The organism is Dehalococcoidia bacterium (assembly GCA_030648205.1).
Classification (GTDB): Bacteria; Chloroflexota; Dehalococcoidia; order JAUSIH01; family JAUSIH01; genus JAUSIH01.
Genome location: JAUSIH010000046.1, coordinates 123,379 through 138,991 on the forward strand (window position 1 = coordinate 123,379; position 15,613 = coordinate 138,991).

A 15,613-nucleotide genomic window follows, 5' to 3' on the forward strand; every position below is an offset into this window, starting at 1 on the left:
TGGCGGAAATGCGCCGCGTGAAGAGGACATCCCATAAGGAGAGACGAAAAAAATGGACTTCGCTCTCGCGCCGGCGGACCTGGAGCTGAAGGAGCGCGTCGCCCGCTTTGCCCGCGATGTTCTGGCGCCTCTCGCTCCGGAGGCCGACGAGTCCCATCAGGTCCGGCGGGACGTGGCCCAGGCCTTGGCCCGGCAAGGGATATTCAGGTACGTCGTGCCGACGGAGCACGGCGGCGCGGGCGTCCGCGTCGTGGCCCTGTGCATCATTCGGGAAGAGCTGAGCAAGGTGTGCGACCACGCCGACCTGCTTTTCGCCATGCAGGGGCTTGGCTCCTTCCCTATCGCCCTGCACGGATCGCCCGATCTCCAGCGCCAGTATCTGCCTCGCGCCGCCTCGGGAGAGGTCCTGGCGACCTTCGCGCTGACGGAGCCTGAAGGCGGCTCGGACGTCCTGGGCATGCGGACGACGGCGGTGCTGGCCGGGAGCGAGTGGACCATCACCGGCAGCAAGCGGTACGTGAGCGAGGCCACGGATGCCGACTTTTTCACCCTGTTCGTGAAGACAGACCCCGATAAAGGGAGCCGCTCCCTGACGGCCTTCGTCCTGGACCGCACGATGCCGGGGGTAAAGGCCACACCTATCCGGATGGGCGCTGTGCACCCCATCGGCCAGCTTGACTTCCAGGGTTGCCGCGTACCCGACGCCCGGCGGATAGGAGAGCGGGGGCATGGCCTGCGGGTGGCCCTGGGCACTCTGGACACCTTCCGGACGACGGTCGCGGCCCACGCCGTCGGCATGGCCCAGACGGCCCTGGACCTGGCGCTGGCCTACGCTCGTCAACGCCGCGCGTTCGGCAATCCCCTAGTCGAATTCCAGGCCATTCAGTTCAAGCTGGCGGACATGGCGTGCGACGTGGATATCGCCCGCCTGGTCACCTACCGGGCCGCCTGGCTCAAGGACAGCGGGGCGCCCTCCGTAGTCAAGGAAAGCTCCATGGCTAAGCTCATCGCCACGGAGGCGGCGCAGCGTGTCGTGGACGAGTCGCTGCAAATCCACGGGGCGCGGGGCCTGGAGCAGGGGAGCGTTATTGAGCGGCTCTATCGCTCTGTCCGTGCGCCGCGCATCTACGAGGGCACCAGCGAGGTCCAGCGGTTGACCATCGCGCGGCAACTCCTGCGGGAAGTCGCGCCGTGATCGTGGACAGCCACACTCATGCCGCCCCGGACAAGATCGCCCGGGCGGTGGAGCAGGCCAGCCAGAATACACTCCAGGCCGGCGGTGTCCACCTCCATGACTCCATGACAGTGGGGGCGCTTGTAGCTGCCCTCCGGCGACACGGGATAGACCGGGCCGTGGTCTTCTGCGTGGCGGAAAAGCCCTCCGTCGTGACGAAGGCCAACGACTTCCTCTTCGGCGCCGCGGCGGAGCACCCCTTCCTGGCCGCCTGCTGCACGATTCACCCGGAATCCGAGGATGCCGAGCGGGAGATCGCCCGCATCCGCCGACTGGGCGGATGCGGCATCAAGTTCCATCCCGTGTTTCAGAGCTTTCTGGCCGATGAGCCACGAATGCTCCGCATCTACGAACTGATGGGCGCTGACCTGGTGGCTTACTTCCACTGCGGCCACGACCCCTCCCGGCCCGGACAGGAGTCCGGGGTGACCCCGGCGCGACTGGCCCGCATCCGGGAGCTTTTCCCTCAGTTGAGGATTGTGGCGGCCCACCTGGGCGGGTACGGCATGGCCCAGGAGGTCCGGCGCTTTCTTGTGGGGAGGGACTTCTTCTTCGATACATCGTGGGTGCCCTCGGTGGCTGATCTGAACCCCCGGGAAGTCGTGGCCCTGGTTCGCGACCACGGGGTCCATCGCGTCCTTTTCGGCTCCGATTTCCCCTGGACAGACCTGACGGCCCAGTTACAGTGGGTCAGGGGCCTGTCCCTCACCGAGGAGGAGCGGGAGTTGGTCCTGGGGGGCAACGCCAGCAGGCTCTTCTGGGGACGGAGCAGCGCGGCCTGAGCTAAAGGTTCAAGTCAGGAGGAGGCATCATGCCGAACTATCGAGCGCTGGACTACGAAGTCCGGCCACCTGTCGCAAGGATTACCTTCAACCGGCCGGAGAAACTCAACGCCTTCAACAACACTCTGTTCCGGGAGCTGGTGGACGCCGTCCACGAAGCCGAGAGGGACCGCCAGGTGCGGGTCATCCACCTGCGGGGCGCGGGGACGTCCTTTTCCGCGGGAGAGGACCTGGGCACTGAGGACACGGACCAGGTCATTCCGCCCAATCCTTCAACGAAGCCCTACCTGCGGGAGGTTTTCTCGCGGCAGCAGTGCCTCCGGCAGGGCTGGCAGCACCTGTACGACTGCTACAAGCCCATCATCGCCGAGGTCCACGGGTACTGTCTGGGATGCGCCGCGGAGCTGGTGCTCTTGTGCCACACCTCGGTAGCGGCGGAGGACGCCGTCTTCGGCACGCCGGCCCTGCGCGCGGGGTGCACACCGCCCAGCCCTCTGTGGGTTTACCGGCTGGGGGTACGGAAGGCCCAGGACATGCTCTTCACCGGGCGCTACATCACAGGCAAGGAGGCCCAGCGCCTCGGGCTGGCGACCCTGGTAGTCCCGCGGGCCAGTCTGGAGGAGCGGGCGTTGGAGGCGGTGGACTTTGTGGCCAATGAACAGGGGCTGGGCGGCCGGGACGGCACTATTCTGGGCATCGGCGGAATCCACCCCAACTTCAACGCGCCGATGGCGCGGCGCATCACGCTGGACGCCAACGGGCTGGCGGCCGCCTGGGGCTTTTTCTCCAACATCTCCGCCCTTAGTTCCATCCAGCGCTATGGCTTCCGCAAGGACGAGATGCGTTTCTGGGACGTACGGGATACCGAGGGCGTGCGCGCAGCCGTGCGGCGGCGCGACGAGCCTCTCCAGAGCTATTTTCCCTTCCCTCGCCCCGCGCCCTAGAGATTGCAGGACGGCTGAAAGAAGCGATTAGGAGAGGAAAACATGGCCATCATCGAGCGGTATAACTTCCATTTCCAGAAGGACAACACGGCCACCATCCCGCACGAAGGCCGGAAGCTGGTCCACGCTGCCTACGAAAAGAAAGGTCCCATCGTCCACCTGACGATCAGCATGCCGGAGAGGCGCAACCCGGTCAACATGGCCACCATGTTGGACTTCATGGCGGGCCTGCACCGGGCGCGCGAGGACGACGAGGTGCGCGTGGTGGTGGTCAAAGGCGCGGGAACGGACTTCGGGGCGGGATTCGACATCAGCTCGCCGGCGGGGGATGAGCTCGCTCCCATCCCGCCGCAGCTTAAACCCACGGTCCGAGACTACTTCAACGTGGAGCGACGCCGCTGCGTGAAGTTCGAGGACCTGATGTATTACCCCAAGTACACCATCGCCCAGGTCCAGGGCCGCTGCATCGGCGCCAGCGAGGCCCTCGCCGCCTCCTGCGACTTCACCGTCGCGGCGGAGGACGCTACCTTCGGGCGCACCGCCCACGGCCAGCTCGTGTGGGGCATTGAGCACTGGCCCATGTGGCCCCACCTTTCGGAGAAGGTGCGCATGAACCGGCTGGAGCTGGAGCTGTCCGCGAAAGAAGCAGCGGAACTGGGCTTTGTCAACAGGGCTGTGCCCGCCGGCCAACTGGACACCGAGGTGGAGCGCTGGGCGCAGGCCCTCTGCCAGGTCCCCCGAAAGGCGGCCCTCTTGGGCAAGGAGTGGTTCGGGTCCCTGATGGATATGGCAGGCCGCAGCAGCGCCTTCCGCGCCCACTATCTGGCCCATCTGGGGCTGCAGTGGGTCCGGTTCGATCCCGACGAGATCAACATGTACAAGGTCCGCAGGGATAAAGGGCTCCGCGGGTTCTTCCAGGAGCGGGAGCGGCACGCCCTGTCGCCGCTCAAGCATCGTGAGACCGAGGAGAAGGAGTAGGAGGTAACCCGGTGGACCAGCAAGTTTTTACGACCCTTCTGTACGAGCGCCATGGCGATCTGGCCCTCGTCACTTTGAACCGTCCGGAAAGAGGCAACGTGTTTGACGACGCCCTTTTCCGGGACCTGGAGGAGGCTTTCCTGCTCGCGGAGCAGGACATAGACGCGAAGGTACTTCTGCTCCGCGCCCGAGGCGCCGACTTCTGCATTGGTGACGACCTGGCGGGCCAGGGCGCCAGCGAGGTCGCCCCCGCCGATCCGTCTTACGCCGCCCCTCTCTGGGAGCGGAGCGAGCGCGAGCGGCAACGGTTACGCAGGCTGGAAGGTTTCCTCAACTTCCCCCGGCCCGTGGTGGCGCAGGTGCAGGGCAGGTGTTTCGGGACGGGCCTGCACGTAACGACCTTCTGCGACGTGGTCATCGCCGCCGAAAACGCCCTCTTCGGCGACCCCGGCATTTTCGCGGGTCTGACGCCCAGCAACCCCCTTGTTCCTCTCCTCGTGGGCGCCAAGAAAGCGCGAGAGCTTCTGCTGGCCGGGCGGCCCTTTACCGCCGCCGAAGCCGACCAGTGGGGCCTTGTCACCACAGTGGTTCCAGCGGACCGGCTGGAGGAGACGGCGATGCGCTATGCCCGGGCCATATGCCTGGCGCCCGGCGACGCCCTGGCCTGGATGAAGGAGGCGTTCATCTCGCTTCTTGAGGCCCGAGGCGGCGGCGCAGGCTGGCGTCACGGTGTGACCTCGTCCGTCCTGGCCGACGTAGCGAGTCCTCTCGCCCAGCCCGGCGAGTTCGACTTCTGGGCCGTGCGTGGGGAGCAGGGATTGGAGGAAGCGATGCGGCAACTGCATGCCCGTACGGAGGCCCTGCGCTAGCCCATAACAGGCTGTCGAGCTACGTGGCCACCAGAAGGTGAGGGGAGCGGTCTGGTGCGAACCTATCTCATGACCCGCCTGGTCTGGACGGTCCCCGTGCTTATCGGGGCCGTCACCGTCATCTTTGTCATCATGCAGATTCTGCCGGGGGACGTGGCCCTAGTTATCCAGGGGGGCGACGAAGGCAGCCGGCTCTCCGCAGAGGACATGGAACGCTTGCGGACGAAAATGGGGCTTGACCGCCCCATCCACGTCCGCTATTTGGAGTGGTTAAGCGGTGTCGCGCGGTTGGACCTGGGGGTCTCCCTGTGGACTGGCCAGCCCGTGATTCGGGAGGTGGGACTTCGCTTTCCCGTGTCCCTGCAGTTGGTGATCATGTCGGTGCTCCTCAGTGCGCTCCTGGCTATTCCCATCGGCATTTTGAGCGCGCTGAAGCAGGACAGCTTCACAGACTATGCCCTGAGAAGCCTGCTTATTGGAGGCCTCTCCATTCCTAACTTCTGGCTGGGGATGCTCGTTATCCTCGGCCTCATGTCCGCCTTCCGATGGATGCCGCCCCTGGAGTATTCCACTATCTTCACCGATCCATGGACCTCTTTCCAGCAGTTTATTTTCCCTGCCCTTGTCTTGGGGTACCGGCAGACGGCGGTGAGCGCCCGCATGACGCGGTCCGCCATGCTGGAGGTCCTACGCGCGGACTACGTGCGGACCGCCCGGTCCAAGGGCTTGCGTGAACAAATCGTCGTCTGGCGCCACGCCTTCGGCAACGCTATCCTGCCCGTGGTGACCATATTCGGCCTGGAAATGGCCGTCCTGTTCAGCGGGGCCGTGGTCATTGAGAAGGTGTTCACGCTCCCCGGTATGGGCAGCTTCCTGGTGGACGCCATCGCACACCGCGATGTCCCTGTGGTGCAGGCCGTGGTGGGCCTTATCGTTCTGTTTGTCGTCGCAGCCAATCTTCTTGTGGACCTGGCCTACGGCTTTTTCGACCCGCGCATACGCTATCGTTAGGGGGGCATCGGTGGAACAGGGCTTGGCGCTGCGCTCCGCGGGGGGCGCGCGCCTGGGAAGGCAGTTCCTCCAGATCGGGCGGACGCGGCCTATGCTGCTCATGTCCGGCGTCCTCCTGTTCCTTCTGACCACCTCCGCAGTCATGGCGCCGGTCCTCAGCCCGTGGGACCCTGTCGCCACCAATATCCCGCAGCGGCTATCTGCCCCCTCGGCGTCGCATCCTTTTGGCACCGATGAGCTGGGGCGGGACATCCTGAGCCGGGTCCTGCACGGGGGACGGGCCAGCCTCTACGTCGGGCTGGTCTCCGTGGCGCTGGGGACCACTATGGGCGCAGTTCTGGGCGCCATCAGCGCCTACTGCGGCGGCAAGGTGGACCTTTACCTCCAGCGCCTGATGGACGTCTTTCTGGCGTTTCCCGCCCTTGTCCTGGGGCTGGTCATCCTGACGGTCCTGGGGAGTCATATCAATAACGTGGCCCTGGCCGTGGCGCTGCCGTTTGTACCCCGGACCAATCGTGTCGTGCGTTCGTCCGTGCTCAGCATCAAAACGTTCCTGTACATCGAAGCGGCGCAGACAATGGGCTGTGACATGGCGCGAATCCTCAGGGTCCACATCCTTCCCAACGCCCTGGCCCCTTATCTGGTCATTGCCACGAGTCTGCTCGGTTCCGCCATCCTGGTCGAGTCGTCCCTGAGCTTCCTGGGTCTCGGCGTGCCTCCGCCTGCGTCGTCCTGGGGACGAGGCCTTTCAGAGGCGATGCCCTTCATGCGCGGGGCGCCCTGGGCGGCCATCTTCCCCGGCCTGTTCATCAGTCTGACGGTGTACGCCGTCAATATCCTGGGCGACATCCTGCGGGACACCCTTGACCCGCGCTTGCGCGGGAGGCAGTCAAGCCCATGAATTCATCGACGCTCGGGGCAGGCTTTGTCGAACCATGGGGGCGGACCAACCGACGGTTTTCGGGATAGGCGCTTAGGAAGAAGTTTAGGACAGGTAAATGTCTTACACGATGGTCACCTTTGAACGGCGCGACCGGGTGGCGTGGCTCACGCTCAATCGGCCTCAGGCCATGAACTCTCTGCATCCGGACATGGTGGAGGAGATGCACGCGGCCCTGGATCAGGTAGCTCTGGACCAGACGCTGCGGGCGCTGATCATCTCTGGCGGCGGCGGAAAGGCGTTTTGCGCGGGGGCGGACCTCAAATTCATTGAAGCGGCCCTCCACGACCTCCGGCCTTTCAAGGCCTACGTGCGGCGTCTCAATGAGGCTCTCTTTCGGCTGGAGGCGCTGCCCATCCCGGTCATAGCCGTGGTGCGCGGCTTCGCCCTGGCGGGTGGCCTGGAGCTGCTTCTGGCCTGCGATTACACGCTGGCTGCCGAAACCGCCAAGATAGGCGATCAGCACCTGAACTTTGCGCTTCTGCCTGGCGCGGGGTCCAGCCAGCGGCTGCCCCGGCGCATTGGCCTGCAACGCGCCCTGTACCTCATCACGACGGGCGCGCGTCTCTCCGGCAAAGAGGCCCAGGAGTGGGGTATAGTTCTGCGGGCCGTGCCCGAAGAGAGCCTTGACGCCGAGGTGGAGCGCCTGCTCGACGCGCTGCGCACGAAAAGCCGCGACGCGCTGAGCGCCGTGAAGCGCGCTGTCCGCAACGGCCTGGAAATGCCTCTGCGCCAGGGCGTGGACTACGAGGGCGAGGTGTTGCTGGCCCACATGGAAACGTCACAGGACGTGCGACGCGGGCTGCAGGCATTCCTTGAAAAGCGCCCTGTTTCTTTCTGAACAGAGGGGTTAAGATTTGGGGGAGTCCGGGGACTTCCCCGATTCCTCCCTGAGCTTGCGGTGGAATTCCGCTTCCTGCTTCCGGATGGCCCAGAAACGCGGCTTCCGCTTCTCCAGGAAGGCCATCGCCCCCTCCTTCCCCTCGGGCATGTCGAACCAGTCGGGGTACATCATGCCGGAAACTACGCCCAGCTCCGGGAACATGTCCATTTCCTGATCGAAGGCGGCCTTGAGGGTCTCCAGGACTCCGGGGCTCACTTGCAGCAGCTCCTCGCACCACTTGTCGACTTCTTCTTCAAGCCGGTCCAATGGCACGACGCGGTTCACAAGCCCCATTTCCCGTGCCTCGTGGGCAGTGTAGCGCCGACAGAGCATCCACATCTCTCTCGCGCGCTTGGCGCCAATCACGCGGGTCAGATACGGAATGAAGTAGCCGTCAGCGGGGCTGGAGACCCTTGGGCCGTTCTGTCCTAGGATGGCGGTGTCGGCTGCGATCGTGAAGTCGCAGCAATAGGCCAGGTGGTTTGACCCGCCGATGCAGTAGCCCTTCACCATGGCGATGACGGGCTTCCGGCACATGCGCACCAACCTGTTAGGTGTATAGCGCCAGTAGAACTGCTCCCGCAGCCCCCACTGCTCCCACGCCACGTCGCCGCCCGCTCCGAAGTGGTCGCCGACGCCTGTCAGAATGACGCTTCCGATCATCGGGTCGTGGCTGGCGTCGTAGAACGCCCGGAACATTTCATCCAGGGTGTGCATTGTGAAGGCGTTGTAGCGCTGGGGGCGGTTGACGGAGACACGCGCAGCCCCGCCCTCGAACTCCTTGTGGTGTTTCTTCTCGTAGAGGATATCGGCGAAATCCAGGCCAGGCCCGGCGACTTTCTCCCACGTCGTCCATGCCATTTCTCTGTTGCTCACTTTCTTCTAGAGAGTCCCAATGACCCGCTTGGCTTCACGGAGGAGTCTCAGGGCTGTCTTGGCGTCGATCGCCTGGAATCCCGCCGGCAGTTGGCCGTCCAGGCCCAGGAGATTCGACCACCAGGGGCACCCATAGAACGGGACACCCTTTTCCCGGGCTCTGGCGATAAGCCCCTTGGGGTCTAATTGCCTGCTGTCACTTCTGCCCAGCACCGGAAGCCCCAAGGCTTTCCCCCTATCGGCCAGGGCATAACGCACATCCTGACCCGACATCTCGCGTGGCCATGTGAAGCTGCCTCGCGCGGCGGCTGCCAGGGCTTCCTGGGTGAAGAGGACCCCCACGTCCAGACCCTCCTCCTTCGCCTCCAGCGCCGCGAGAAGCGTGCCGACGACGGAACTGGCGAGGGCGTCCCGCAAGATGAAAATGATATCCACCGCATTTTCCTTTCTAGTGGCAGCAAGTGGTGAAAAGGAGGCCCGCTCGCTGCGCAGTAGCCCTTCTGCAGGCGGTGCGTCCGCCTTTGGGCGGGAGGCTACGTTACGCCTTTGCGCCGGATCATGCGTGTCACGTCGAAGCTCATGATCTCTTCGCCGCTCTGGTTCACCACTCTATGGTGGGCAGTGACGATTCCGCGACCCGGGTCCTTCGTCTCACGGCGCTCCTTGACATCCACTTCCACCCAGATGGTGTCGCCCGGGCATGTGGGGCGGCTGATGCGCCAGTTGTCCATCCCCAGAAGAGCCATGCCCGACCTGTGGAGCCAGCCCTGCTGGATGACCAGGCCCTCCGAGAGGATGTAGACCAGAGCGCCTGGAGCGATACGCTTTTGGTAGGGTGTGTGCTTTTCGTAATACTCTTTGTTCATGAAAAGCTCTTCATACATACCGGAGAGTTGAACGAAAGCGCTAATATCATGGTCGTACACTGTCCGGCCCAGGGTCTTCAGCTTGAGTCCGGGGGTGAAGTCTTCCCAGTACAGCGTGGACATGGTGCTCTCCTACTTACGACTAGGATAACCCGTGGCCGGGTCGAAGGAATACACGAGCGCTAACGGTGTCAGAATAAACCTGCCACACAACTCCGTCAAGATGGCGAGCGCTCGATAGCAGGCACGTATAGGCTTTCAAGAGCGCGTTCTGAGAATGACTACATAGCCTTCACTGGGTATTGAATAGCTCGTACAGCTTGTCGCGCCGTCAGGGTGTCTCTATAATGCGCAGGAACAGATTTTCCACGCATGAATCAGGAGGAGAGCGATGGACCTGAAGTTAGCAGGCAAGACAGTCATTGTGACGGGTGGCGGCTCGAATATTGGGCGGAGTATCGCTTTAGCTTTTGGCACGGAGGGAAGCAACGTCGTCCTCGCTGACCTGGATGAAAGACAGGGCGTTCGCGTAGCTGACGAAATCATGGGGGCGAAGGGACGCGCGCTGGCAGTGAAAACGGACGTCACCGACCCCGCTTCGGTCGCGCGCATGGTGGATATCACGCTCAAGAGCTTCGGCAGGATTGACGTGCTGGTCAACAACGTTGGGTGGACCAGAGACCTGCTTTTCATGGAGAAGACGCGAGAGGAATGGGAAAAAGAGGTCAAGCTCAACTTCTGGAGCGTTGTCAATTGCACCCGCGCGGTCCTGGACCATTTCATCGCTCAAAAGAATGGCGTCGTGGTCAGCATGGGCTCTGACGCGGGACGCATGGGTGAGTTTCGGGAGGCCGTCTACGGGGCGATGAAGGGCGGAGTCATCGCGCTAAGCAAGGCGCTTGCGCGGGAGAACGGGCGATACGGCATTCGCTTCAATGTCGTGTGCCCCGGCATGACGCTCCCCGCCAGCCAGGAGCACGTCAGCGCGGGGAGCATGTGGAACACAAAAGAGGGAGGCGTGGGCGCCTGGGTCATCAGCGACGCAGATGTTATCGAGCGCGTCAAAAAGGGTTATCCGCTCCGGCGGATAGGCCGTCCCGAAGATATCGCCAACGCCGTGGTGTTTCTGGCTTCGGACGCGGCCAGCTTCATCACCGGTCAGACCCTGAGCGTGAGCGGCGGCTACACCATGATGTAGCGCTGTGGCCCTCTCAGCTTATGCGTTATGCGACAACAGTCTGGCCTTCGACGATGACGATCTCGGCCTCGGTCACGGAGCCGTCTGCTGAGATCGTCAGATAGAGAACAGCACCAATGAGGCACGTTTGACGCCGCCAAGCGTACTCCACTTATTCAACAAGCGAGACACCGGACTCTGATATCGGCCACGCCGCTGCTTTCGTGAAGAGCGCACCAGAGGTCTTCGAGACCAACAACGTGCAGGAGATGTGGCTGGAATTGGACGCTGCGAAAGGATTCGCCTTGAGAGAGGAGGCCTTGTCCGACATATCTTGACCCAGTACATGTGTTTGACACTGGGGCGAGGCGTGGCTACAATCAGCACGAACTACACTGGTAAGCAAGCACCCCTCTCCCGCTGACAGTCGGAAACCCTGTCGAAGGAGGCCCTGTGCCCGGCACGGCGCTTGGCGGCGTTCGCGTACTTGAACTGTGCGATATGGTGTCCGGCCCTTACTGCGGACGCATCATTGCGGACATGGGCGCTGACGTAGTCAAGGTCGAGCAGCCGCACACCGGCGACCGCTCTCGGCGCTATGGCCCCTTTCCCGGCGACAGTCCCCATCACGACACGAGTGGACTCTTCCTCACCGTAAACCTGAACAAGCGCGGCGTCACGCTGAACGTCACGGCGCTCACTGGCCGCCGCATCCTCCTTGACCTTGCGCGCCGCGCGGACATCGTGCTTATTGACCGCCAGCCTGCGGACTTGCGCAAACTCGGCCTGACGCCTGAGGCACTGCGCACCGTCAACCCTGCGCTTATCGTCACGACGATCACACCTTTCGGATGGACCGGGCCTTACGCGGATTACAAAGCTTCTCCGCTCAACACGTTCCACGCCGGTGGCGAAGGCTATTTCCTGCCCGGCGGCGCATGGACCGATCGTCCGCCCGTCCACGGCGGAGGCGGCTTTGTGGGCGAATACGATGCCGGGCTGGCGGCGAGCATCGCGACCGTCGCGGCGCTCTATGAACGCGACCACACCGACCAGGGCCAGCACGTGGACATCTCCCGGCAGGAAGTCAACATGGCGCTGAACGGGCTGGACATTACCAAATGGCAGAACATCAGCCAGGCGGAGTCACGCGCTGACCGAGGGCCGCGCCTGGGCAGCACGTTGCGCTGCAAGGACGGCTACATGGAGATCAATGTGAACTTCAACCACCATTGGGAGGCCCTGGTGCGCGCCATGGGTAACCCGGAGTGGACGCTGAAGGAGGTGTTCAAGTCCAGTAATGGGCGCGTTGGCAACGACAAAGAGTTGCGCGCGAATTTCGAGGCGTGGGCGGCGCGCCTGACGCGCCGCGAGGTGACCGAACGTGCGCAGGACGCAGGCTGCCCCGCGGGCGGCGTGAACGACGCCGCAGAGGTGCTCTCCTCTCCGCAGATGGCGGCGCGCGGCTTCTTCACGGAGGTCAACCATCCGCTGGCCGGCTCGTACAAATATCCTTCCGCGCCGTGGAAGATGTCGGCGACGCCCGTGCGTCTCGAGCGCCCCGCCCCGCTGCTGGGCGAGCACAACACAGAGGTCTACTGCCCTGAACTGGGACTGACGCCCGTGGAGCTGTCGGACATGCGACGCGCGGGGATTATCTAACCATGGACACTACCACCACTCGCTTGCCGCTCACCGGCGTCCGTGTCCTGGACCTGACACAGATGGGAGCAGGGCCATATTGCACGGAGCTTCTCGCCTTTCTGGGCGCGGAGGTGATCAGGCTGGAGACCGCCGAGCGTGCAAAGCAGCAGAGGAGCCGCACGGCGCAGCCGTGGGTTCTTGACCAGCTCAACATCTACAAGTTCAGCGGAACGCTTGACCTGACTAACAAGCAGGCCGTGGAGCAAGCGAAGAACCTTGTCCCGCTTTGTGACGTAGTGGTGGAGAATTTTCGGCCCGGCGTTCTCGACCGCATGGGTCTCGGCTACTCCGTCCTGCGCCGACTGCGGCCGGACATCATCCTTGTCTCCGCGTCCGCATGTGGCGGAGAGGGGCCGTACCGTCATTTTGGGGGGTTCGCGCCAATCTTTAGCGCGCTGGGCGGCCTGTCTCACCTGACGGGCTATGATGACGGCCCGCCGACGGAGATGCGTATCAGTATCGACCTGCGGGCGGGCACGGCCAGCGCTTTCCCAATAGTCGCTGCGCTGCGTTATCGCCAGCGCACCGGCGAAGGGCAGTTCATCGATGTGTCCTTCGTGGAAGCGGTCGCATGCGTGGTGGCCCATACGACGATGGATCCGCAGATGACGGGGCGCATTCCCGGACGACGCGGCAACAAAGACAGCACGATGGCCCCGCACAACTGCTATCCGTGCCAGGGGACGGACCGCTGGATCAGCATCGCAGTCGGCATCGAGGGTGAATGGCGCGCGTTCTGCCACGCGATCGGTCATTCTGAATGGGCGGACGATCCGCGATTCGCAGACGTCTCGGCGCGTAAACGGAATGAGGCCCTGCTGGATGCGCTTATCGCCAAGTGGACGCGCGAGCGGACCGCACACGAGGTTATGACGCTGCTTCAGCAGGCAGGCGTGGCCGCCGCGCCGTCATTCGACGCGCGGGACCTAGCGGAGGACCCGCACGTGCAGGCGCGCGGCTTCTATATTCCCTACGCAACGGCAGAGGGGGCGCCCATGGTGTCCGCCGGCGCGCCATGGCGCCTGCTGGATGCTCCTCCAGACACGCGGGAGCGCGTCATCCCTTCGCTGGGACTATGCAACAAGTACATATTTCAGGAGCTGTTGGGACTGCGGGACGACGACCTGGAGCGCCTTGTCCAGGCTAAGGCGATGTCCTAATACAGCACGCCGTTCGCAGGTACTGGTGGTTGGTCTTCTGACGCACGGCCCGTCGCGCATCACTAATCGCGGCGCCAGAGGTCGTGGCCCCGGTCGCCGCCAGCTTCGTGACCGGCCTGACCCTTATTGTGAGCGACGACTATACGATAACATAGCCCGCTACGCAACAATGGTCATGCCTCCGTCAATGACGATTTCCGCCCCGGTAACAAAGCTCGCCGCCGGGCTTGCCAGGTACACGACGGCGCCTGTTATCTCGTCCGCGTCAGCCCATCGCGGCATAGGCCCGCGCTCCACGAGAGTCTTGCCGAATTTGGGGTGTTGGTGAAGGCCCTCGGTAAGCTTCGTGGCGACCCAGCCGGGAATAACGGCGTTGGAGCGGATGTTGTACTGCCCCCATTCGACGGCACAGCAGCGGGTGAGCGCAAGCAGGCCGGCTTTCGCGGCGGCGTAGGGAGCCGTGCGCGGGACTCCGCGGATGCCAGCAACGGAGCAGACGTTGATGATCGCTCCCTTCTTGCACTCTGCCATATGTGCTCCCACTGCCTGGCAGCAGAAGAAGACGCCTTTCAGGTCAATGTCAAGGACATGGTCCCAGTCCGCTTCTGAGACCTGCTCGATTTTCTTGAAGATGGGATTCACGCCCGCGTTGTTCACGAGGATGTCAATGCGCCCGAACGCGGATACAGCCTGGGACACCATGCGCTGGACGTTTCCCGTAGTGCACAAGTCCGCCGTCACCACGGCTGCCTTGCGTCCCAGGTCGCCTATCTGCCGCGCCACGTCCTCCAGGTCGTTTTGGGTGCGGGCGCACAGAACGACATCCGCCCCGGCCTCCGCCAGCGCCACCGCGATGGCCCTGCCGATGCCCCGGCTTGCGCCTGTGACAAGGGCCACATCCCCTGCCAGGGAGAACCTTTTTTCTAGCACGTGTACTTTCCCCTTATCTTCCCTGCTGGCCTAGCGCCCCACGAAATGGCTAGTACTCAGTCACGCTGAAATTGAAGGGTAAAGATGGCGAAGTCGGTGGCGTGCATCCTTTGCAGTGAACTGCCAGTGGATGATCTCCCGATCGGCGTTGCGTTGCCCCTCCAAGACCGCCACCTCCCGTTTGAGAGTCGCCTCCTCTCCTATCCGCCTGTTGAGACATTGGCGGCTCACCACGCTCAACTCGATCTCGGCCATGTTCAGCCAACTGCCGTGCTTGGGGGTGTAGTGGAACTCCAGGCGTTTCAGGATGCGTCGCGCCTCAGCCGGTTCGAAGGCTTCGTACAGCGACGCGGGGCGGTGGGTGTTCAGGTTGTCGAGCACCACCCGAATCTTCTCCGCGTCAGGGTACGCCTCCTCCGCCAGCCATTGCATCTGGTGGGCGAAGTCTCGCATGGTGCGTTGCTCGGTGACGGCTACGTGTCGCCAGCCCCGCAAGGGCTCGCAGAGCATGAACAGGTTGCGGGTCCCGTTGCGCTGGTACTCGTAGTCAAACCGCTCCTGTTGTCCCGGTCGGGCGGGGATGGGCACGCGCTTCTCCTCAATCAACTGCGTGGAGGTTTCGTCGAAGCACACGACGGGCCGCTGGGCGTCGTAGGGCTCCTCGTACAGCTCCAGCACATCTTCCATGGATGCCACAAACGCGGCGCTCACTTCAGGGATGCACCATTCCTTGCGCTGCCAGGGCTTCAGGTCGTTTTTTAAGCACCCGGCGCACGCTCTCCCGCGAATATGCCTCGGTGAGCCCCAACTCCACTACCTTGCCCGCCAGGAGGCGCAAGGTCCAGCGGGCACGGCCTTCGGGAGCCTGGCTGCATGCCAGCGCAATGAGATGGGCTTCTCCTTTGCCATCCAGTTTAGCCCGATGCCCTGGACGGGGGAGCTCATGGAGGGCGCGGTCCAAGCCTTCTTCCACGAAACGCTTCCGGGTACGCCACACCGTGGTCTCCCCGATGTCCAGAGCTTCGGCGATCTGGGGGTCACTCCACCCCTCGTCCGCTTTGACCAGAACCCTGGCCCGGGCGACCTTGCGGGCCGATGATTTCCCGCGGCGGATGACCGCGTTGGCTTGCTCTCGTTCCTCATCCGTCAGCCTGACCACGTACTTGAGCACTGACATACAGGGATCTCCTCCTTGTTCAGAATGCTCCCATCGTACACGAAGTTTTGAACTATTCAAAATTAGAGTGACTGAGTACTAG

General features: G+C 63.5%; 16 protein-coding genes. 11 read left to right on the forward strand and 5 right to left on the reverse strand.

Annotation, left to right across the window (positions count from 1 at the left end; translation table 11 throughout):
* Window positions 1-52: 52 nt before the first annotated feature.
* The 8 genes from Q7T26_06085 (at window position 53) to Q7T26_06120 (ending at window position 7,599) form a co-directional block, all read left to right on the forward strand.
* Window positions 53-1,195, forward strand: coding sequence for an acyl-CoA dehydrogenase family protein (locus tag Q7T26_06085; GenBank protein ID MDO8531721.1), 1,143 nt, complete (start codon window positions 53-55; stop codon window positions 1,193-1,195).
* Complete coding sequence (locus Q7T26_06090; protein ID MDO8531722.1) at window positions 1,192-2,016, forward strand: amidohydrolase family protein; 825 nt, start codon at window positions 1,192-1,194, stop codon at window positions 2,014-2,016. The genes Q7T26_06085 and Q7T26_06090 overlap by 4 nt, the downstream gene beginning before the upstream one ends.
* A 29-nt stretch (window positions 2,017-2,045) precedes the next feature.
* Window positions 2,046-2,960, forward strand: a complete 915-nt coding sequence (locus Q7T26_06095; GenBank protein ID MDO8531723.1) for an enoyl-CoA hydratase-related protein — start codon at window positions 2,046-2,048, stop codon at window positions 2,958-2,960.
* Between the two features lie 42 nt (window positions 2,961-3,002).
* The gene (locus tag Q7T26_06100) at window positions 3,003-3,938 is read left to right on the forward strand and encodes an enoyl-CoA hydratase/isomerase family protein (GenBank protein ID MDO8531724.1); all 936 of its coding nucleotides are present in this window, start codon (window positions 3,003-3,005) and stop codon (window positions 3,936-3,938) included.
* An 11-nt stretch (window positions 3,939-3,949) separates the two neighbouring features.
* On the forward strand, window positions 3,950-4,807 hold the full coding sequence (locus Q7T26_06105; GenBank protein ID MDO8531725.1) for an enoyl-CoA hydratase/isomerase family protein: 858 nt from the start codon (window positions 3,950-3,952) through the stop codon (window positions 4,805-4,807).
* Window positions 4,808-4,861: 54 nt separating this feature from the next.
* The gene (locus Q7T26_06110; protein ID MDO8531726.1) at window positions 4,862-5,818 is read left to right on the forward strand and encodes an ABC transporter permease; all 957 of its coding nucleotides are present in this window, start codon (window positions 4,862-4,864) and stop codon (window positions 5,816-5,818) included.
* Between the two features lie 10 nt (window positions 5,819-5,828).
* On the forward strand, window positions 5,829-6,719 hold the full coding sequence (locus Q7T26_06115) for an ABC transporter permease (protein ID MDO8531727.1): 891 nt from the start codon (window positions 5,829-5,831) through the stop codon (window positions 6,717-6,719).
* 97 nt (window positions 6,720-6,816) lie between these two features.
* Entirely contained in the window at window positions 6,817-7,599 is a 783-nt protein-coding gene (locus tag Q7T26_06120) for an enoyl-CoA hydratase/isomerase family protein (GenBank protein ID MDO8531728.1), read from the forward strand.
* Window positions 7,600-7,608: 9 nt separating this feature from the next.
* Here the strand turns inward: Q7T26_06120 and Q7T26_06125 are convergent, their stop codons facing one another.
* From Q7T26_06125 to Q7T26_06135, 3 genes are all read right to left on the reverse strand, one after another.
* Window positions 7,609-8,517 (reverse strand): enoyl-CoA hydratase-related protein, encoded by a 909-nt coding sequence (locus Q7T26_06125; protein MDO8531729.1) that lies wholly within the window; start codon window positions 8,515-8,517, stop codon window positions 7,609-7,611.
* Between the two features lie 6 nt (window positions 8,518-8,523).
* On the reverse strand, window positions 8,524-8,952 hold the full coding sequence (locus Q7T26_06130; protein ID MDO8531730.1) for a hypothetical protein: 429 nt from the start codon (window positions 8,950-8,952) through the stop codon (window positions 8,524-8,526).
* 98 nt (window positions 8,953-9,050) lie between these two features.
* Complete coding sequence (locus tag Q7T26_06135) at window positions 9,051-9,506, reverse strand: MaoC family dehydratase N-terminal domain-containing protein (GenBank protein ID MDO8531731.1); 456 nt, start codon at window positions 9,504-9,506, stop codon at window positions 9,051-9,053.
* Between the two features lie 268 nt (window positions 9,507-9,774).
* Between Q7T26_06135 and Q7T26_06140 the strand changes: the two genes are divergently transcribed.
* The 3 genes from Q7T26_06140 to Q7T26_06150 all read left to right on the forward strand — a co-directional run bounded on the left by Q7T26_06140 (window position 9,775) and on the right by Q7T26_06150 (window position 13,424).
* On the forward strand, window positions 9,775-10,581 hold the full coding sequence (locus Q7T26_06140) for a glucose 1-dehydrogenase (GenBank protein MDO8531732.1): 807 nt from the start codon (window positions 9,775-9,777) through the stop codon (window positions 10,579-10,581).
* Window positions 10,582-11,013: 432 nt separating this feature from the next.
* Complete coding sequence (locus Q7T26_06145; protein MDO8531733.1) at window positions 11,014-12,222, forward strand: CoA transferase; 1,209 nt, start codon at window positions 11,014-11,016, stop codon at window positions 12,220-12,222.
* A 2-nt stretch (window positions 12,223-12,224) separates the two neighbouring features.
* Window positions 12,225-13,424, forward strand: a complete 1,200-nt coding sequence (locus Q7T26_06150; GenBank protein ID MDO8531734.1) for a CoA transferase — start codon at window positions 12,225-12,227, stop codon at window positions 13,422-13,424.
* A gap of 159 nt (window positions 13,425-13,583) precedes the next feature.
* On the opposite strand, the gene Q7T26_06155 is transcribed toward Q7T26_06150, so the two are convergent.
* Window positions 13,584-14,321 (reverse strand): glucose 1-dehydrogenase, encoded by a 738-nt coding sequence (locus Q7T26_06155; GenBank protein MDO8531735.1) that lies wholly within the window; start codon window positions 14,319-14,321, stop codon window positions 13,584-13,586.
* Between the two features lie 93 nt (window positions 14,322-14,414).
* Window positions 14,415-15,531, reverse strand: a protein-coding gene (locus Q7T26_06160) for an IS630 family transposase (protein MDO8531736.1) whose coding sequence is annotated in 2 segments (ribosomal slippage) — window positions 14,415-15,114 and window positions 15,113-15,531 — 1,119 coding nt in all. Because the reading frame shifts where the segments join, the coding sequence is not laid out codon by codon here.
* Window positions 15,532-15,613 lie beyond the last annotated feature (82 nt).